Raw genomic sequence first — 18,226 nt, 5'->3', positions numbered from 1 at the left:
AAGCGAGGCGCGCGTGGAGAACACCTGTGGGTCGGCAGCAGCGCGCCAGCCTTCGCGGCTGCGCCTGTTCGACGCGCACCTGCACATCGTCGACCCGCGGTTCCCGCTCACACCCAACCAGGGCTTCGTCCCCGAGCCGTTCACCGTCGCCAGCTACCGCGCGCGCACCGGCACGATCCACGTCGACGCGCCCGTCGGCGTCGCCGGCACCGCCAGCGGCGTGCCCGTGGAGGTGACCGGCGGCGCGGTCGTGTCCGGGTCGTTCCAGGGGTTCGACGACGCCTACCTGCGCGACGCGCTGGCCCGGCTCGGACGCGCCTTCGTCGGCGTCGCCCAGCTTCCGGCCGTCACCGCTGACGGGCGGATCCTGGCGCTCCACGCCGCGGGTGTGCGCGCGGTGCGGTTCAACCTGCGCCGCGGCGGCGGCGAGGCGCTCGAGCACTTGGAGGCACTCGCGCACCGGGTCCACGACCTGGCCGGCTGGCACGTCGAGCTGTACGTCGGCGGCGCCGACCTGGCCGGCCTGGAGGCACGGCTCGCACGCCTGCCGCAGGTCGTCGTCGACCATCTAGGGCTGCCCGACGAGCGCTGCGGCGGCCTCGACGGCGAGGGGTTTGCGGCGCTGCTGCGCCTGGTCGAGGGCGGCGCGAAGGTCAAGGCGACCGGCTTCGGCCGGCAGGCCTCCACCGTGGACGTCGCCGAGGCGCTGCGGCGCATCGCCCGGGTCGATCCCGGTGCCCTGCTGTTCGGCACCGACCTGCCCTCGACCCGCACGCCGCGGCCGTTCACCGACGCCGATGTCGCGCTGGCGCGCGACACCCTCGAGGCCGCCTTCGGCGAGGACGCGGTCCGGCGGGCGTTGCACGACAACGCCGTGGCCCTCTACCGTCCTGTCAGCACCGCAGCGTGAGCAGTGCCGCGTCCGGCTGCACCGCCATGCAGCGGCTGTAGAGCGCGGCGGCGAGCCCGTCGAAGCCGCCGAACGGGTCTTGGGTCGGCCCGCGGACGTGGTCGTGTACGGCCAGGAAAGCCAGCGGCCGGTGTCGGCCGCCTAGGAGCTGATCCGCCGCCGCGAACTGGCCCGCTGACCACGCCGGGTGGGCTCACGGCCCCGGGTAGGAGGCGGCGACCCGCTTGGGCACGACCATGCGCCACGCCTCCACGACAAGCTCCCGCATCTCCGCCTCGTCGATCGCGTCCAGCCACACCCGCACCCAGTTGTACCGCTCATCCGAGGCGACCGGCATGTGGAACTTCTCCGGCTCGCTGGCCACGAGCGCCGCCCGCTCCTCCTTGGGAAACGCGAACCCCATCGACGCCTCATCCGGCGAGATCGAGACGAAGACGAGCCTGCCGACCCGGAACTTGACGTGGTCTCGTATCAGCCGCTCCTCGCTGCGCGGCAGCGAGCCAGCCAACCGCCGCACGTCCTCGGCCGTGACCATCCCCCACAACACCTCCTCAGGATCGGCTCCCCAGACCCCGTCTCATTTCGGCGAGGATCGCCTCCGTAGCCGCAGGGAACGCCGTGCGCGGTGCGAACTGTCCTGGCATGAATACCGCGACATGCAGCAACGCTACCGCGCCCCACCGACGGTCCCAGCCACGCCCGGCGAGCTTGCATCAGATGCAACAGAAATCCGACCACGAGGAGAGGCGGGGCACCGACATTTCTTCGGCAACCCGCTTCTGACCAGGCGATTCCTGCTGGGCAGTGCCTGATTTGCTGGGGCAGAGCATGTATTCGAGCCCTGCGTTATTCCGGTCCAGATCTCGTCCAGTCGTCGTCTGGAGCGGGTGCGGGCGGTGGCCGGGCGGTGATCGTTCCAGCCCGTCGCAGCGCGCGTGCAAGCGCGATGACCGCTCGTTCGACCTCGTCTTCGTGAACCCGCCCGTAGCCGATCACCAAGCCGCCTCGGTCCGACGCAGTGGGCTGGAGCCGATAGGTGGACAGGGGAATGATGCGCACCCCGTCGCGCTCTGCCTCACAGGCGACCGCTCGGTCGTCGACACCCGGTGGTAAGCGGAGCAGCACGTGCATGCCGGCAGCGACGCCCTGTACGGCGAGGCCGGGCAGCTTCGCGTTGAGCGCCGCGAGAAGGCGGTCGCGCCGCCGGTGGTAGATCGCGCGTGCGCGCCGGACATGGCGGTCATAATCGCCGCGCCTGATGAACCGTGCGAGCGCCATCTGGTCGATAGGAGGCGAGCAGACGTCCAGCAAATGCTTGATCCGCACGGCCTCGCCGGCAAGCTCGGCCGGGACGGCCAGCCAGCCCAGGCGCAGAGCTGGAGCGAGGGACTTCGAGGTCGTCCCGAGATAGGCGACCCGCTCGGGGTCCAGGCCCTGCAGGGCGCGGACCGGTCGTCGGTCGTAGCGGAACTCGGCGTCGTAATCATCCTCGATCACGAGCGCGCGCCGCTGGTTCGCCCATTCGAGCAGTGCGCGGCGGCGTCCGCCACTGAGGACGGCGCCGGTGGGGAACTGGTGCGCGGGCGTGACGAGGACCGCGTCGGCGCGCAGGCCGTCGACGACGAGCCCCTCGGCGTCGGTGCGCTGCCCGACCACCTTGAGCCCGTGCGCGCGGATTCGCTGGGGTTGGCTGTCGAGCGACGGATCCTCGACGGCGATCCGGCGGGCACCGCGTACCGCCAGCACGCGCGCGAGGAGATCGATTCCCTGCGCGGCGCCTTGGACGACGAGAATCCGGGCCGGGTCGGTGACGATGCCTCGCGTCCGTCCGAGATGGTCGGCGAGCATCTCCCTGAGCTCGCGCTCACCCCGCGGGTCGCCGTAGTCGAAGGCGGCCGAAGGCGCGGTCCGCGCGACCTCGAGCAGCGCCGAGGTCCACTGTCGGATCGGGAACAGCTTCACGTCCGGCGTTGTCGAGACGAGATCGTAGCGCGGCGCCTTCAGCGCTGGCTCGAGCGGCTCGGCAGATCGCCTCGGCCGGGCGATCCGGGCGACGACTGGCGTCGCCTTGGTCCTGCTGACCAGGAACCCCTGCGCCTCGAGCTGGCTGTACGCCTCGGTCGTGACGCCGCGCGAGACGCCGAGCTCGGCTGCGAGCGCGCGTGACGATGGCAGCCGAACCCCCGGCCGCAACACCCCGCCGAGAATGGCCTCCCGCAGGATCCGTTCAACCGCGGCGCGCAACGTCTCCCGCGGACTGCGGTCGAGACGCAGCCAACTGGCCTCACCAATGTTCACTGTACTGGATCTTCTCACGAGTCCAGTTGGCGGCGAGACTCGATGGTGTCGAGGGCGGCAGCCCGCAGTGCGCCCGCCGAACCCTCACACCTCGACAAGGAGGCAGTGCATGAACGAGACGCAAGCCGCCGACGACGGGCGCCGGGACTTCGACTTCTGGTACGGGCGCTGGCGTCTCCACAACAGGAAGCTCGCCAACGTGCTGGACAGGGAATGCACCGAGTGGGTGGAGTTCGAGGCCACCGCACACGCGTATCCGATCCTCGGTGGGCTCGGCAACATCGACAGCTTCTCGGCAGCGGCCCTCCCCCCTGGCGGCCAGCCGTTCGAGGGGATGTCGCTGCGGCTGTTCGACCCCGAGACCCGGTTGTGGCGGATCTGGTGGGCCTCCACCACGCGCCCCGGCCACCTGGACCCGCCGGTAGTTGGCCGCTTCACCAACGGGCACGGCCAGTTCCTCTGCGATGACGTGCTGAACGGGCAGCCCGTCAAGGTCCGCTTCGACTGGAAGGACATCACCGCCACCTCGGCACGCTGGGAGCAGGCGTTCTCGTACGACGACGGCCAAAGCTGGCAGACCAACTGGATCGTGACCATGACCCGAGTGGAGTAGCGGAGGCCCGACCGAGCAGCTTGCCCAGGAAGGAGAACCCGCTCCAAGAGCACCACGCGCTGTGAACAAGCAACGAGGGGGAGCCAAAGTCGCCGGCTCCCCCTCCGTTCAGGGTCTTCACGGCGCCCATGGTCTCGTCCCGGCTGCTCATGGCTGGTCCTCCAGGACGTCGTGGCCGGTCAGGTGTCGGACTTGCCGATGCGGTTGCGCACGGCTGAGCGGTCGATGCCCAGCTTTGCCATCAGCTCCGCCGCAGGGTCCGGCTGCTCGCATGCCAGCAGGGCCATCAGCATGTGGTCCGCTGTGACGTGCCGACGGGTCTTCGCGCTCGTCGCCTCCCTGATGCCGCGTTGGAGGACCGACCGGGCGGCAGAGGTCAAGGGCGCGCGCTTGCGCGAGGGGACCAGGCTTGAGGGCCGAAGACCTCCGACGTCGATGCCGACCGCGGCCAGAGCCGCTTGATCGAGGGCGTCCAAGGCCGCGCGCGCGGCCTCCAGGTCGACGCCGAGTGCCCGGGCCGGGACGGAGTTGGGGTCATGCAGCAGGCCGAGGAGCAGGTGCTCGGTGCTAATGCGCCTGTCGCCACGTCGCCGGACTTCCTCAAGAGCCGACCTGAGCGCCACTGCCCGAGGATCTCTCGCCAATCGTTCGAACACCGGAACTCTCACCTTCCATACTTCGCGTGCACCGACTGCCGTGACACGCCCAGGGCATCCCCGATCTGCTCCCAGGACCATCCCTGCTGCCTGGCGAGCGCGACGGCGGTCGCCTCGACCTGCTCGGCCAGCCGATGCAGCGCACCCACCGCCCGCAGCCCGACGGCAGGGTCGTTGGACCTGATGCGTTCTGCGAGATCTCCTGTTTCCATGCGTGTCAGCCTAGACTGACAGCCGCGCCGTTGTCAACCCAGACTGACAGCCTGCGGAGGGGTGTTGCGGTGTCGGGCGCCGATCCGGTGTTCCCATGCGGGCCCTCAACTGATCAGGGTCCGGGTAGTAGCGGGCCTGATCCACGCCGGACAGCTGTTGACCGTCCTGCACATCAGTTCGGTGGATTCAGGCTCTCAGCTGCGTTTGATGCAGCCAACCCCTGCGCTCATCAGCTCAGAGATGCCGAGAGGGGCGCCAGCAGGCTGCCGGCGACCCCTCTCCACCTGCTCCTTCACGCTTCCTCACGTCAGACGAATTGTTGCAGCAGATGTAATTCCGCTCGTTTAGCTGCAGCCGCTGGTCGTCCCGCAGGACTCGCAGACGAAGCAGGAGCCGGCCGGCCGCATCCGCACCCCGCAGGTCGAGCAGAACGGCGCGTCGACCGCTGCCGTCCCCGGGGTGAACGCGAGCCCGCTCGCCACAGCCGGGGCAGCCGATGTGGGCCCTGGCGGCTTGGGCGCCGGTGGCTGCGCCGCGCGCGCCTCGGCCACGCCCTGCGCGGGTGCCTGGGCCGGGGCGGGTGGCGCGGTTGGTGTGGTCGCGTCTGTGCCGTTCAGGGCGGCGGTGCGCTCCGCCGTGGTCCGGATGCCGAGCGCGTGCCGGGTCTCGGTGTCCAGGTAGTCGATGGCCAGGCGGCGGGCCAGGTAGTCGACCAGGCTCTGGGCGATGCGGACGTCGGGGTCGTCGGTCATGCCGTTGGGCTCGAAGATCATGTTGGTGAACTTCGCCACCAAGGCCTCGAGCGGCACCCCGTACTGCAGGCCGACGCTCACCGCGATCGCGAAGGCGTCCATGACCCCCGACAGGGTCGAGCCCTGCTTGGACACCTTGACGAAGATCTCGCCGAGGCCATCGTCCGGGTAGCACCCGGCGGTCAGGTAGCCCTCGATGTCCCCGACCCGGAACGAGGTCGTCTTGGACGGGCGCGACTTGGGTAGGCGCCGCCGGACGGGCGCGTGGTCGACCTCGATCACAGCGCCGGTGTCGGTGGTCACCTTCCTGTCGGCCGACAGCGGCTGCCCCACCTTGCAGTTGTCCCGGTAGATGGCGAGCGCCTTGAGCCCAAGCTTCCACCCCTCGACGTAGACCTGCTCCACGTCTTCGACCGTGGCCGATTCGGGAAGATTAGCGGTCTTTGAGATCGCGCCGCTGATCAGCGGCTGGGCGGCCGCCATCATGCGGATGTGGCCCATGTAGTGGATGGGCGAGTCGCCCATGGCGCAGTCGAAGACCGGGTAATGCTCCTCGCGCAGGGCGGGCGCCCCTTTCACGGAGTTATGCTCGGCGATGTACTCCACGACGGCCTGGACGTGCTCCTCGGCATAGCCCAGTTTGCGCAGCGCCCGCGGCACCGTCTGGTTGACGATCGACATCGAGCCGCCACCCACCAGCTTCTTGGTCTTCACCAGCGCCAGGTCCGGCTCGATCCCGGTCGTGTCACAGTCCATGAGAAAGGAAATAGTGCCAGTCGGGGCGAGTACACTCGCCTGCGCATTTCTGAACCCGAATTCCTCGCCGAACTGCAGCGCGTCGTCCCAGGACTGGCGGGCGGCCTCGAGCAGGTCCGGCTGCACCAGGTCCGCGTCGATGTCGTCGACCGCCCGGCGGTGCTTGGCGATTACGCCCAGCATCGGCTCACGGTTCTTGGCGTAGCCGGCGAACGGCCCCACCACCTGCGCGACCCGGGCGCTGGTGCGGTAGCTCTGCCCGGTCAGCAACGCGGTGATCGCGCCTGTCCAGGCCCGGCCCGCGTCGGAGTCGTAGGGCAGGCCCTGGGTCATCAGCAGCGCTCCCAGGTTCGCGTACCCGATGCCGAGCTGGCGGTAGTCGACCGCGTTCTTCGCGATCCGCTCGGTCGGGTAGGAGGAGTTGCCGACGATGATCTCCTGCGCGAGAAAGACGATGTCGATCGCGTGCCGGTAGGCGTCCACGTCGAACACGTCGTCGTCCCGGAGGAACTTCATCAAATTAAGGCTCGCCAAATTGCAAGCCGAATTGTCCAGGTGCATGTACTCCGAACAGTTGGCGACAATAAACCCTTGAACAATATACGAATGGTTTCGCGGCTCCGCAAGATTGTAAGTGACCGCAACCCCGTCGTCCTCACGGCTAATCAGCGTAGTCGTTCCCTTTGCGTGACACTTCTCGGCAACGGCGAGCTGCTTCAGCCGAGCTGCCTTGCTCGGCAGGTCGAACCCAACTAGAGCGACGAAGCGGTCGATGCCGTGCCCGCCGATGCGGAGGTCATAGCCCGGAGACGAGTCATATGCACGCTCGGCACCAGCTCGGGTCGTGTAGGTGAACTTGCCCTTGCTACCCGGGTCGTTGGCGTAGACACGGCTCGTGATTCCAAGTGACGACAGCAGCGCCTGAACTGAACGCAGGAGGCCGATCGACCGGCTGCCGAGGCCCACGTATCGCGTCGTCTTCCCGTTCACCACAGTCCCGTCGGCGTCGAACAGCCCGCGGAGGAAGGCAGTAATAGCCTCCTCCGGTGCCTGGAGGATCGACCAGGGTACGTCCTTCTCGGCCGCCTTCACCCGCTTCAGGCCGAGCGCCTCGAAGAAGAGGGTGAGCGCCCGGCGCGACAGGCGGAGCTGCACGGTACCGTTGGCCTGTACGCTGGCCTTGGGAGCGCGACCGCAATTCAGCTCTGCGAACACGCGCTGATGCCTCGGCAGAATGGCCTCGCGGTCCTCGGCCGAGCCGTAGATTGCCGAAATCACGTCGCCGCTGAAGGCGCCATCGCCAACAAGCCAGCCGAGCAGGTGGGCGAAGTCGGGCTCCCACTTCTCGGGCAGCGACATCGGAGAGGCGTGGTCGCCCTTGGAAGCGTAGGCGGCGACATCGGTCGGGACGGGCAACCGCCGCTCGGCCGACGTGGCGGGCGTCTCCTGGTCGAGCAGCCGGACCCGGTCGGTCGCCTCAAGGTCCTGGGCGGCGACCCAGCCGCGATTGGCCGTCCAAAAGCGGTGGTTGGGCGTGCAGCGGACCTCGGCGCCGTTCGAGAAGTGCAGACGCACCACCGGGTTGGTCCCAGTAATCATGACGGCGTCGTGCGAGCTGAGCGTCACTGTCTCGGCAGGGGCGTCTGGGTTGGTGGCGTCGTGGGTGTAGATCCCGAAGGTCTCACCCTCGACAGCCCGACGGGCCAGCTCGTCGAAGCGGATCAGCCCCTTGTCGGTGTGCACGAGCGTCTCGCCCGTGAAGCAGGGGTTAGATGCATTGATTCGGCCCGACTCAGGCGTCGTGTGCCAGACGTTGATCGTGGTGTCGTACTGCATGCCCGGGTCGGCGCACTCCCAGGCGGCCTGGGCGATGTCGCGCATGAGGTCGCGGGCCCGGACGGTCTCGACGGTGCGCCCGTCGAGCACGGCGCGCAGGTCGAACGAGGCGTCGGCCTCATAGGCGCGCATGAAGTCGTCGGTGACCCGGACCGAGTTGTTGGCGTTCTGGTACTGGATGCTGATCGAGTCGCGGCCGTCGAGGTCCATGTCGAAGCCGGCGTCGCGCAGCGCCCGGGCCTTGTGCTCCTCGCGCGCCTTGCACCAGATGAAGTCACGCACGTCGGGATGGTCGACGTTCAAGATGACCATTTTGGCCGCCCGACGGGTCTTTCCGCCCGAGTTGTGCGTCACGACGTTATGGACGAGGTACTCGTGCACGTCCTCGACGGTGAGGTCGAACGTCGGCCCCTCTGCGGCAGGCTCGACGGTCACAGGCGCGTACATCTCGTCGCCCAACGCGAACCGGACCAGGGAGGACGACGAGAGCTCCTGGGGGAAGGCATTCAGCAGGGCGCGGGCTCGGAGGAGGCTCATGCTCCGGCGACTGGCGTACCGGGCGTAGGGCGCAAGCGCGCGCCTGAGAGCGCCCGTCGACCGCTGCCACAGCACATCCAACTCGTCGCCGACGTGGGGCAGGATCCAGGCGAGCTCGTATGGGCTGCGAGCCTTCCGCGCCACGGCGGCCTCGAGGAGTCGCGACTTGCGCTCGGAGAGGAAGCCGACGAGCTTTGCGAAGCGGCGGACCCCCAGGCCTCCAGCGACCCGCACGGTATGCACCGGGTTGCGACCGTACGCCGCCACCCGGTCGTTGATGACACCCACCTGGGACGGGATCCCGATCGACAGCAGGAGGCGGTGAAGATCTCTAGCGAACTCCGCGCTGACCGTCGAGACGATCGGGTAGCCGTTGCCGACATGGCCATCCGCCTCGAAGACGCCGGCCAGGAACGCTGCACGCACCGCAGGAGGGGAGGACTTGACCAGGCTCGGGACGCGAAGCTCCGCGGCCTTGCCCTTCCGGAGTCCGTTGACCTCGAGAAACCGGATCACCTGGGAGGAGCAGAACCGGACCGACGCCGACGCATCGGCCTTGTCGAGGTGTCGGTCGATGAAGAAGTGCGCCTGCTCCCCGAAGATCGTCCTCGTCAGGGCCGTGTAGCGGGCGACGAGCTCGGGGTCTCCGTCGCCAAGCTGCATCGCGATGAACTTGGTGGCCGGTCGGGTGGTGATCGACCCGTCGCCGTACACCCAGCCGAGCCAGAGCGCGAACGCTTCGTCGAGGACGTTCGGCAGCTCGTGGCTGATCTCGTTGTGGTGACCCGGCCCCACCGGGGTGAGCGCCTGCAACGACCCGTGCTGCGTCGCCCCGAGGTCGATCATCACGTAGTCATCGGCCCTGAGATCCTGCGCCCGACGCCAAACCTCCCCGTCGGCGCCGCGCACACGGAACCGGTGCTCGGGAGTGCAGAGGATCTCGTCACCGAGCGCGGTCCGCACCCGCACGAGCGACCGCGTGCCGTTGTCATGTACCTCCTCCACCCGCTTGAACCCGTGGCGGGTGAGCACGCGCGAGCCGGGCAGCACATCGGCGACGCGCACGACTCCGGCGTCGGTGACGACCTCGGTGTCGCGGTGGAGGCACTTGATCGTCCCAGCCGAAGCGTCGGCGCCCCGCATGAACGACACCGGCCCCGACGCCTCTCCCCCGTTGCCGAGCGGCTCGCGGGACGAGCGGATCGTGGACAGGTTGACACCCGACCCGGACCCGCCCTTGAAGATCATGCCCTCCTCGACGTACCAGTTGAGGATCGAGGGCATGGTGTCGTCGACGGAGAGGATGAAGCAGTTGTGGACCCGAATGTTGTTCGAGAGGTATTCGCCACTGTCGGTCTGGATGTCGAACACGGGCTGCATGCCCCGGTCCTGGATGGCGAGGATCTCCTCCTCGCGCAGCGACGGGCAGACCTTGCCATCCAGGCCGAGCGACGCGTCCAGGGTGGCGACTTTCTTGGCGGAGAGGAACCCAACCTTCGACCGGAAGGTCGCACGCTCGGAGCGCATGCTGATGCTCACCTCGAACAGGTCCGAGCGGTCGGGCCGGGCGTCCGCCTTGCGGAGCCGCCGGGAGTAGATGCCGAGGCGGAGCAGCAGGACCTGGAGGTCCTCCATCCACCGCTCGCTGATCACGGCAACGGCGACATGCCCACTGCCGCCCTGCACGGTGACATACCCGTCGGCCTGGAAGACGCTGCGCAGGTAGGCGGCGACGGCCTCGTTGGGGGCGCTCCAGAGCCGCATGGGCACCCGGAGCTCGTGCCGGCGGGCGAGCAGACCCCAGGACTCGACGAAGGGCCGGAGCACCTCCCCGTAGAGCCGGATGCTCCGGCCGACGAGCGTGGCGTCGCGGGTCTCGAACGCCCGGACGTGCTGGTGGATCCCTGGGAAGACGACCTGCAGGTGCCGCTGCACCCAGTCGTGTTCCTCCTCGGTCGCCGTCTGGAACTCGATCGTGAGCGAGGTGTTGGTTCCGGTCGGGTACTGGCCGACAAACCCGTCCGCCTGAAGCCATCCGGCCAGCGCGGCCTCCGAGGCCTCCCCGGTGGTTGGCTCGCTCCGGACGAGCGTCGCCGTGCCACCGCCCTCCTCGGAGCGCCGCTCGAGCGAGGCCGCCAGCCGGCCGACGGCGTCGTCCTTGGAGGCGCGATGCGGGTAGAGGTGCAGCCGCATGCCGGGCTGGAGCTGGTCGATGCGCAGCCACGCGCCGTGGGTCCGCCGCTCGGGCACGGCGTACACCAAGTGGTCGGCGGTCGCCTCGAGGAACGAACCGTTGCGCAGCAGCACCCGGTAGACGCGCTTGTCGCCGTTGGCCTTGACCGCCCGCACCCGGGTCTCGCCGTGCGCATCGTAGACGACGGTGCCGATGGCACTGCGCTCGACCAGCTCACCAATCAGCACCATGCCGGTCGGCGTGCTGACCAGCGCGTCGTAGGGCTGGCAGGCAGAGCACTGCGGCTCGGGCTCGACCCCGACGTTGAACCAGACCGGCGAGTTGAAGGCCGCCTTCTGGTTGACCAGGATGTGGGTCAGCTCGGACTGGAACGCCTCGGCGTCGGCGTCGCTGGCGAAGTAGCCGTCCTTGACCCCCCACCGGGTGATCGTGCCGGCCACCCGGTCGACCATCTGGCGGACCGAGCTCTCGCGCTGCGGCGTGCCGAGCGGCCCCCTGAAGTACTTCTGGGCCACGATGTTGGTCGCGTTCTGCGACCAGGTGCTCGGGAACTCGAGCCCGCGCTGCTCGAAGGCGGTCGTGCCGTCGCGCCAGTTGGTGATCACGGCGTCCCGGCGGTCCCAGGTCAGCTCGTCGTACGGGTGGGTTCCGCTGCGGGAGAAGAAGCGGCGCACCTGCAGGCCCTTGCGGGCCGGGCCCTGCTCGACCGACAGGGCGTCCCGGGTCTTGGCCACGATGACCTCCTAGCCAATCCCCGGCAGGGGATGGCACCTCTTCACGTCCCGGAGAAGTGGTGCGCAGGCGGCGGACCGGCTCCGCGGACCGAGTGGGACGGCTACGGACAGAACTACAGCGCTGTGATTAAGCAACGGACCGGGCGCGTTGGTCAAGCGCTTCATACACAACATGTTGTGGATAACTTGCACTCCGGAGGCGATTATACCACTATATCTTGTGGTGGCCGATTCCTGTCGGCCGGGGAAGGAGACCGGTGCGCTGCCCCTTTTGCGGTACCGACGACGACCGCGTGATCGACTCCCGCCCGTCCGAGGACGGGGGGACGATCCGTCGCCGGCGGGCCTGCGCCGGGTGCGGGCGGCGCTTCACGACCTTCGAACGGGTCGAGGAGACCCCCCTGCTCGTCCTCAAGCGGGACGGGTCGAAGGAGCAGTTCGATCTGGCCAAGTTGATCTCCGGGCTCGAGAAGGCCTGCAAGAACCGTCCGATCACCAATGCCCAGATCCTACGGATGACCAGTGACATCGAGGAGACGCTGCGCGCCCGCGGCCAGCGCGAGGTCGAAAGCCAGGAGGTCGGCATCGAGCTGCTGAACGCGCTGCGCGAGCTCGACGCCGTTGCTTACATGCGCTTCGCCAGCGTCTACAAGGACTTCCAGGACCCGGCCGACTTCCAGCGGGAGCTGGCCAGCCTGCGGTCGCTGCGCAAGACCACCCCACCCAAGCCGCGCAGGCGCGCCGCAACCTCCTGAAGGAGAGCTGGGTGTCGGCCTGCGCCGAGGTCGCCCGCCAGCTCGGCGCCTCCCGCCAAGCCGCACCTGGCCGATTCGTTCCTGCGTCACGCCCTGCCTGTCGGTCATGACAGTCAGCTCAACCCAAGACCCCTCTAGCTGCGGGTAGTAACGGTTGCTACACTCTCCTAGTAACGCAGGGGGCTCCTGTAACGCCGGAGGTGCGATGCGCTGGGTGCTGCTGCTGGTCCACCTACCGACCGAACCGTCCCGCCACCGGGTCGCGGTCTGGCGGGAACTGCGCCGGCTCGGGGCGCTCTCGATCGGCCCGGGCGCCTGGGCGGTCCCAGCCGTGGCCGCGTTCACCGAGCGCATCCAGCGGGCGATCGAGCTGGCCGGGCGCGGTGACGGGGAGGTGCTGGTGCTGGACGCCGCCGCCCACGACGAGGCCACCGCCGCCCGGCTGGCCGCGCTGTTCACCCAGGCGCGGGAGGCCGAGTGGACCGAGTTCACCACCGAATGCGACCGGTTCGAAGCCGAGATCGCCAAGGAGATCCGCATCGGCAAGCTGACCCTGGCCGAGCTGGAAGAGGAAGAGCAGAGCCTGGAGCGGCTGCGCCGCTGGTGGCGCGACCTCAAGACCCGCGACGTGTTCGCGCTGCCCGCCGCGGTGGCCGCCGAACTGCGACTCAAGGCGTGCATCGAGGCCTTGGAGGACTACGCCGAGCGGGTCTACCAGGCGGTCCACGAACCATCGAGGAGGCAGGCATGAACGGCTGGTTGCGGGCGGGGCTGCTGGCGGCCGCGCTGATGGTGGGCAGCTGGGCGGTGCTGGTGCTGCTCGCCCGCCGGCTGCCACCCGGGCTGCTCCGCGACTTGGCCAGCTTCGTGCCCGACTGCGTGACCACCGTGCGGAGGCTGCGCCGCGATCCGAGGGTGCCGCGCCGGGCCAAGGTCGCGGTCGCGCTGGCGGGGCTGTGGCTGCTGTCCCCGATCGACCTGCTGCCGGAGTTCCTGCCGGTGATCGGTCCGCTGGACGACGTGGTGGTGGTCGCGCTCGCCCTGCGGTATGCGGCCCGGCAGGTGCCCCGCGAGGTCCTGGTCGAGGCGTGGCCGGGTGAGCCCCGGCTGTTGCAGCGCCTGCTCGGCGACCGGACCCCGGCGGCCGGCTAGCGTCGACCGTGTTCGTCGCGCTGTTCCTCGCGCTGTTCGTCGGCGGGGCGTGGATGGCCAAGTGGTACTTCCGCTCCCCGGACGACGCCCGACCGTAGGCGTCGCGTCTCACCGCACGGGCCAGCGAGGCGCACGCCGCGACACCGTCCCGTCTAGCGGCTCGGCACCGGAAGCGAGAGCTGCTGGCCGGGCTGGAGCTGGCCGCGCAGGCGGTTGTCGCGGAGGAGCTGGTCCACCACCTCGCGCGGGTCACGCTCGGGAGCGGCCCGGCGGGCGATCCCCCAGAGCGTGTCGCCGGCCTGGACCGTGTAGGTCACCCGAGCCACAGGCCGCTCCGGACCGTCACCCCTGGCCAGGCCGGGCGCCATGAGCAGGAGGAAGGCCACGACGGCGAGGAGGGCGAGCGCCCGGGCCCGCCGTACCCGCACCCGCACGCGCGGGGGCGGCTGGTGAGCCGGCAGCCGGGCCCGGATGCCGGGCTGGCCGGCCGCCGTCCCGGCCGCACGGCCGGAGGTCGCTGGCTGCATCTGCATGGCGGGTTCCGTCAGGTAGGGAACACTTGTTCGGTCCTCATCCTTACCCAAACACGTGTTCGATGTCAACGACGTTCGTCCCCAGACTCGAACAGATGTTTGCTTCCGCTCATCTGCGCTGCTAGAGTCCGTGCCAGTGCAGGAAGCAGCAGCACGTCGCCTGCCGGCCAGGGAATCCGACCACCTCGGGGGAAGGGCGATGTCCGACGAGCTCACCAGCAGACAGCGGAAGATCCTCGACGTGATCCGCGACGCGGTCACCGACCGCGGCTATCCCCCTTCCATCCGCGAGATCGGCGAGGCCGTCGGGCTGACCTCCACTTCCAGCGTGCATTCGCAGCTCGAGGCGTTGCAGCGCAAGGGGTTCATCCGGCGCGACCCGACCAAGCCGCGTGCGATCGAGGTCCATATGGACGGCCCGCCGGTGGCCGTGCCCAAGCCGCTGCCCACCTACGTCCCCTTGCTCGGTCAGATCGCGGCCGGTGCGCCAATCCTGGCCGATGAGCAGGTGGAGGAAGTGATGCCGCTCCCTCGCGAGCTGGTCGGGCAGGGCGAGCTGTTCATGCTGAGGGTCCGAGGCGACTCGATGACCGAGGACGGCGTGTTCGACGGCGACTATGTCGTCGTCCGCAGCCAGCGCGACGCCGACGAGCACGAGATGGTGGCCGCAATGCTGGACGAGGAGGCAACCGTCAAGCGCCTGTCGCGCAAGGGCGGCCGGATCCGCCTGCTGCCCTCCAACCCGGCCTACGAGCCGATCGACGGCGACCAGGCTACCATCCTCGGCAAGGTGGTCGCTGTCCTCCGGCGCCTGTAGCACAACGGCGGGTCCACGCACACCCGGCTCGGCCGCACGGGTCAAGACCTTCGGGCTCGCGAAGCCGAACAGCCGTGGACCTGTGGCCGTGGACCCTGGCTACGCGTCCAGATGTGGAGTGCTGCTCAGGCTGGAGACAGCTGCTTGACGAACTGGTACTCCAGCGAGCGGCTGGCGTCGTGGAGTTCTCGCACACTTGGCGTTCGGAGGTAGCCGAGCCGCTGGTAGAGCCGGTGGGCGTCGGCGAAGCGGGTATCCGACCACAGCGCGACCCGAAGTGACCCACGGCTCCTGGCCTCGGCTTCGACCAGCCCGACGAGCTGGGCACCAAGCCCCCGCCGACGTGCCCCGCGCGCCACGTAGAGGGCGTGCAAGACGACCGTGCCCTGCCGCGCGGGACGCAGGCCCGCCGACCCGACGATCACAGCACCCGGCCCCGTTGCTCTCACAGTCGCGACGCCATCCGACCCGGCCGACCCCACGATCACAGCACCACTTGATCCCGTCGCCCTCACGGCCGGGGCCCCATCGGACCCCGCCGACCCGACGGCCAGGGCGCCACCCGACCCCGCGGAGCCGACGGTCGCGGGGTCGCTGGACTCGGCGACCCAGAGGCGTCCACGGCGGGCCGCGGTGGTGGCGGCGGGAGCCCGCAGCCATGGCTCCTCGCCGTCGACGTCCAGGACGCAGCCCGGGTACTCCGCGTAGCACGCGCTGATGAGGCTGATGAGCCCATCCGCGTCGCCGTCTCGGGCCTCGCGCATCCTCGGGAGCTGCTCGAGCGTGTCCAGACGGTCCCCCTTCCGGTCCCCTTCGCCACCGGAGCCGGCGCTCGAAGGCGTTGGGACGTGGCTCAGCGCCGCTCCCCCGAGGTGGGGGCGTCCGGCGCGGCGTGCGCCGCCTCGCCGTGGTCGAGGGCCACGTAGGGCTCGAGCGCCGCGGCCAGCGCGGGCGGGGCCCGCAGGGCCAGCCAGGTGCCTTCTGGCAGGTGCTCGACCGCCAGGACCTCGCATTCCCGATAGGCGCGATCGACCAGGTCGCCGCGCTCGAACGGGAGCAGCACAGTGAGCAGCACCTCGGGGTGGGGCAGGCGCGCAGCGATCTCGGCCAGCAGGACGTCGATGCCCTCCCCGGTCGCCGCCGACACCAGCGGCACACCAGGGAACTGCCGGGTCAGCCGGGCACGGGTCACCTCGTCGACCAGGTCGGCCTTGTTGAGCACCAGCAGCTCGGGCACTTCGGCCGCTCCGACCTCGCCGAGGACGGCCCGTACCGCGGCGACCTGCTCGGCCGGGTCCGGCCGGGACGCGTCCACCAGGTGGACGAGCAGGTCGGCCCTTGCCACCTCCTCGAGGGTCGACTTGAACGCCTCGACCAGGTCGTGGGGCAGCTTGGCGATGAACCCGACCGTGTCGGTGAGGGTGGCCGAGCGCCCGTCGGGCAAGTCCAACCGCCGCGTGGTCGGGTCCAGGGTCGAGAACAGCTTGTCCTCCACCAGGACGCCCGCGCCCGAGAGCCGGTTCAGCAGGGTGGACTTGCCCGCGTTGGTGTAGCCGGCAAGGGCGACGGCGGGAACGCCGGCCCGCTCGCGGCGCTGGCGCTTGACGTCCCGGGTGCGGGCCAGGTCGACAAGGTCGCGTCGGAGCTTGGTGATCCGGCGCCGGATCCGGCGCCGGTCGAGCTCCATCTTGGTCTCGCCCGGACCCCGGCCCGGACCCCTGGTCCCGATGCCGCCGCCAGCCCTGGTCAGGCTCTCGCCCCAGCCGCGGAGGCGCGGGAGCAGGTAGTTGAGCTGCGCCAGCTCGACCTGGGCCTTGCCCTCCCGGCTGGTGGCGTGCTGGGCGAAGATGTCGAGGATGAGCGCCGTGCGGTCGATGACCTTGGCGTCGACCAGCTCCTCGAGCTGGCGGAGCTGACCGGGCGACAGCTCGTCGTCCATGATCACGGTGTCGGCGTGGAGCGCCCTGACTGTGGCGGCCAGCTCCCTCGCCTTGCCCTTGCCGACGAACGTCGCCGCGTCCGGGCGGTCGCGGCGCTGGAGCACCATGTCGAGCACCTCGGCCCCGGCCGTCTCGGCCAGGCGGGCCAGCTCCTCCAGCGACTGCTCGGACGCTGCGATGGAGCCGTTCACAGCCACGCCGACCAGCACCACGCGCTCGAGGCGGAGCTTGCGCAGCTCGATGAGCTTGATGTCGGTGTCGCTACGGCGGACGTCGATGGAAACTTGGTTGGCCATGTCGTCAACGGTAGCGGGTCGCGCCGGATCCGTCGCGCGGGTTTCCTCGGCCATCGCACCTACCCCCCGACCAGCGCCTTGCGCACGCGCTCGCAGCCCTCCTCCAGGCGGGCGTCCGGGATCGTGAGCGAGAGGCGGATGTAGCCCTCGCCGCTCGGCCCGTACCCGGACCCGGGCGCGACGACCACGCCGGCGTCCTCGAGCAGGCGGGCGGTGAAATCCACGCTCGACTCCCCCTGCGGGCTGGGCAGCCAGACGTAGAGGGCGCCCTTGGGGGGGTCGACCTTCCAGCCGGCCTCCCAGAACACCTCCATGATGCGGTCACGGCGCCGCTGGTAGGTTGCCACCAGGCCGGGCAGGTGGGACATGTCGCTCGAAAGCGCGGCCACCCCGGCCCGCTGCACCGCGTTGAAGATGCCCGAGTCGATGTTCGTCTTCACCCGACCGAGTGCCTCGATCGCGGTCGGGTTGCCGACGACCCAGCCGACGCGCCAGCCGGTCATGTTGAAGATCTTCGACAGCGACCCGAACTCGACCGCCACGTCCGTCGCGCCCGGCACCTGGAACACCGACGGCGCGACGAACCCGTCGTAGGTGATCTCTGAGTACGCGTTGTCGTGGGCGAGCAGCAGGTCGTGCTCGGCCGCGAAGCGCACAGCGGTGTCGAACTGGTCGATGGTGGCCACGGCCGCGGTCGGGTTGGACGGATACCCGAGCCAGAGGATCTTGGCCCGGTCGGCGACCGGCCCGTCGACCCGGCCGAAGTCGGGGAACCAGCCCTCCTCGGCGGTGAGCGGGATGTGGACCGGTTCGCCGCCGGCCAGGATCGTGCCGATCTCGTAAACCGGGTAGCCGGGCTCGGTCACAAGCACCGGGTCGCCAGGGTCGACGAACGCCCAGGGCAGGTGGGCGATCCCCTCCTTGGAGCCGATGAGCGGCAGCACCTGGGTGGCCGGGTCGAGGGCCACCCCGAAGCGCCGCTCGTAGAAGTCGGCGATCGCCTGCCGGAACGCGGGCAGCCCGAAGTAGCTCGGGTACTGGTGAGTCGAGGGGTCATGCGCGGCGCGGGCCAGCTCCTCGACCACGAACCCGGGCGTGGGCAGGTCAGGGTCGCCGACCCCGAACGAGATCACGTCGGTGCCGGCCGCCCTCGCCGCTGCCACCTTCCTGTCGATCTCAGCGAAGAGGTAGGGCGGGAGCGCCGCGATTCGTCGCGCGGTCTGCATGCTGGCTG

At 69.7% G+C, this 18,226-nt stretch carries 15 protein-coding genes and 1 pseudogene; 6 read left to right on the top strand and 10 right to left on the bottom strand.

Going from position 1 to position 18,226, the window contains the following annotated elements:
• Positions 1-13: 13 nt before the first annotated feature.
• Positions 14-910 (top strand): amidohydrolase family protein, encoded by an 897-nt coding sequence (locus VG276_04750; protein HEV8648712.1) that lies wholly within the window; start codon positions 14-16, stop codon positions 908-910.
• Between the two features lie 193 nt (positions 911-1,103).
• On the opposite strand, the gene VG276_04745 is transcribed toward VG276_04750, so the two are convergent.
• Positions 1,104-1,445: an MmcQ/YjbR family DNA-binding protein gene (locus tag VG276_04745; GenBank protein ID HEV8648711.1), complete on the bottom strand. Its 342-nt coding sequence runs from the start codon at positions 1,443-1,445 to the stop codon at positions 1,104-1,106.
• A 311-nt stretch (positions 1,446-1,756) separates the two neighbouring features.
• On the bottom strand, positions 1,757-3,208 hold the full coding sequence (locus tag VG276_04740; protein HEV8648710.1) for a PLP-dependent aminotransferase family protein: 1,452 nt from the start codon (positions 3,206-3,208) through the stop codon (positions 1,757-1,759).
• Between the two features lie 109 nt (positions 3,209-3,317).
• On the opposite strand from VG276_04740, the gene VG276_04735 reads away from it, so the two are divergent.
• A complete protein-coding gene (locus tag VG276_04735) occupies positions 3,318-3,821 on the top strand; it encodes a hypothetical protein (protein HEV8648709.1) in 504 nt (167 codons plus the stop codon).
• 179 nt (positions 3,822-4,000) lie between these two features.
• On the opposite strand, the gene VG276_04730 is transcribed toward VG276_04735, so the two are convergent.
• The 4 genes and pseudogenes from VG276_04730 to VG276_04715 form a co-directional block, all read right to left on the bottom strand.
• A complete protein-coding gene (locus tag VG276_04730; GenBank protein HEV8648708.1) occupies positions 4,001-4,297 on the bottom strand; it encodes a Clp protease N-terminal domain-containing protein in 297 nt (98 codons plus the stop codon).
• Positions 4,298-4,558 (bottom strand): annotated as a pseudogene (locus VG276_04725) (Clp protease N-terminal domain-containing protein).
• Positions 4,486-4,689, bottom strand: a complete 204-nt coding sequence (locus VG276_04720; GenBank protein HEV8648707.1) for a helix-turn-helix domain-containing protein — start codon at positions 4,687-4,689, stop codon at positions 4,486-4,488. Before VG276_04720 ends, VG276_04725 begins: the two are co-directional and overlap by 73 nt.
• A 345-nt stretch (positions 4,690-5,034) precedes the next feature.
• Complete coding sequence (locus VG276_04715) at positions 5,035-11,499, bottom strand: LAGLIDADG family homing endonuclease (GenBank protein HEV8648706.1); 6,465 nt, start codon at positions 11,497-11,499, stop codon at positions 5,035-5,037.
• 257 nt (positions 11,500-11,756) lie between these two features.
• On the opposite strand from VG276_04715, the gene nrdR reads away from it, so the two are divergent.
• The 3 genes from nrdR to VG276_04700 all read left to right on the top strand — a co-directional run bounded on the left by nrdR (position 11,757) and on the right by VG276_04700 (position 13,406).
• Positions 11,757-12,254 carry a transcriptional regulator NrdR gene (nrdR, locus tag VG276_04710; GenBank protein ID HEV8648705.1) on the top strand — a complete coding sequence of 166 codons (498 nt, stop codon included), beginning with the start codon at positions 11,757-11,759 and terminating at the stop codon, positions 12,252-12,254.
• Positions 12,255-12,459: 205 nt separating this feature from the next.
• The gene (locus tag VG276_04705; GenBank protein HEV8648704.1) at positions 12,460-13,005 is read left to right on the top strand and encodes a Chromate resistance protein ChrB; all 546 of its coding nucleotides are present in this window, start codon (positions 12,460-12,462) and stop codon (positions 13,003-13,005) included.
• Positions 13,002-13,406 carry a DUF1232 domain-containing protein gene (locus VG276_04700; protein HEV8648703.1) on the top strand — a complete coding sequence of 135 codons (405 nt, stop codon included), beginning with the start codon at positions 13,002-13,004 and terminating at the stop codon, positions 13,404-13,406. The genes VG276_04705 and VG276_04700 overlap by 4 nt, the downstream gene beginning before the upstream one ends.
• A gap of 152 nt (positions 13,407-13,558) precedes the next feature.
• On the opposite strand, the gene VG276_04695 is transcribed toward VG276_04700, so the two are convergent.
• Positions 13,559-13,939, bottom strand: a complete 381-nt coding sequence (locus tag VG276_04695; protein HEV8648702.1) for a LysM peptidoglycan-binding domain-containing protein — start codon at positions 13,937-13,939, stop codon at positions 13,559-13,561.
• 199 nt (positions 13,940-14,138) lie between these two features.
• On the opposite strand from VG276_04695, the gene lexA reads away from it, so the two are divergent.
• A complete protein-coding gene (gene lexA, locus VG276_04690) occupies positions 14,139-14,756 on the top strand; it encodes a transcriptional repressor LexA (GenBank protein ID HEV8648701.1) in 618 nt (205 codons plus the stop codon).
• A gap of 125 nt (positions 14,757-14,881) precedes the next feature.
• Here lexA and VG276_04685 read toward each other — a convergent pair whose 3' ends face one another.
• The 3 genes from VG276_04685 to VG276_04675 form a co-directional block, all read right to left on the bottom strand.
• Positions 14,882-15,520, bottom strand: a complete 639-nt coding sequence (locus tag VG276_04685) for a GNAT family N-acetyltransferase (GenBank protein ID HEV8648700.1) — start codon at positions 15,518-15,520, stop codon at positions 14,882-14,884.
• Positions 15,521-15,609: 89 nt separating this feature from the next.
• The gene (hflX, locus tag VG276_04680) at positions 15,610-16,992 is read right to left on the bottom strand and encodes a GTPase HflX (GenBank protein ID HEV8648699.1); all 1,383 of its coding nucleotides are present in this window, start codon (positions 16,990-16,992) and stop codon (positions 15,610-15,612) included.
• A gap of 59 nt (positions 16,993-17,051) precedes the next feature.
• Positions 17,052-18,218 carry an LL-diaminopimelate aminotransferase gene (locus VG276_04675; GenBank protein ID HEV8648698.1) on the bottom strand — a complete coding sequence of 389 codons (1,167 nt, stop codon included), beginning with the start codon at positions 18,216-18,218 and terminating at the stop codon, positions 17,052-17,054.
• Positions 18,219-18,226 lie beyond the last annotated feature (8 nt).

The organism is Actinomycetes bacterium (assembly GCA_036000965.1).
In the GTDB taxonomy this organism is placed as follows: domain Bacteria; phylum Actinomycetota; class CALGFH01; order CALGFH01; family CALGFH01; genus DASYUT01.
The sequence above is the reverse complement of the archived record's forward strand: the minus strand, read 5'-3'. Positions and strand labels throughout refer to the sequence as shown.

Coding starts and splice junctions, on each gene's coding strand:
- VG276_04745 (HEV8648711.1), bottom strand. CDS start 1,445: ATGGTCACGGCCGAGGACGTGCGGCGGTTGGCTGGCTCGCTGCCGCGC.
- VG276_04735 (HEV8648709.1), top strand. CDS start 3,318: ATGAACGAGACGCAAGCCGCCGACGACGGGCGCCGGGACTTCGACTTC.
- VG276_04720 (HEV8648707.1), bottom strand. CDS start 4,689: ATGGAAACAGGAGATCTCGCAGAACGCATCAGGTCCAACGACCCTGCC.
- VG276_04705 (HEV8648704.1), top strand. CDS start 12,460: ATGCGCTGGGTGCTGCTGCTGGTCCACCTACCGACCGAACCGTCCCGC.
- VG276_04700 (HEV8648703.1), top strand. CDS start 13,002: ATGAACGGCTGGTTGCGGGCGGGGCTGCTGGCGGCCGCGCTGATGGTG.
- VG276_04695 (HEV8648702.1), bottom strand. CDS start 13,939: ATGCAGATGCAGCCAGCGACCTCCGGCCGTGCGGCCGGGACGGCGGCC.
- lexA (HEV8648701.1), top strand. CDS start 14,139: ATGTCCGACGAGCTCACCAGCAGACAGCGGAAGATCCTCGACGTGATC.
- VG276_04685 (HEV8648700.1), bottom strand. CDS start 15,520: ATGCGCGAGGCCCGAGACGGCGACGCGGATGGGCTCATCAGCCTCATC.
- hflX (HEV8648699.1), bottom strand. CDS start 16,992: ATGGCCAACCAAGTTTCCATCGACGTCCGCCGTAGCGACACCGACATC.
- VG276_04675 (HEV8648698.1), bottom strand. CDS start 18,218: ATGCAGACCGCGCGACGAATCGCGGCGCTCCCGCCCTACCTCTTCGCT.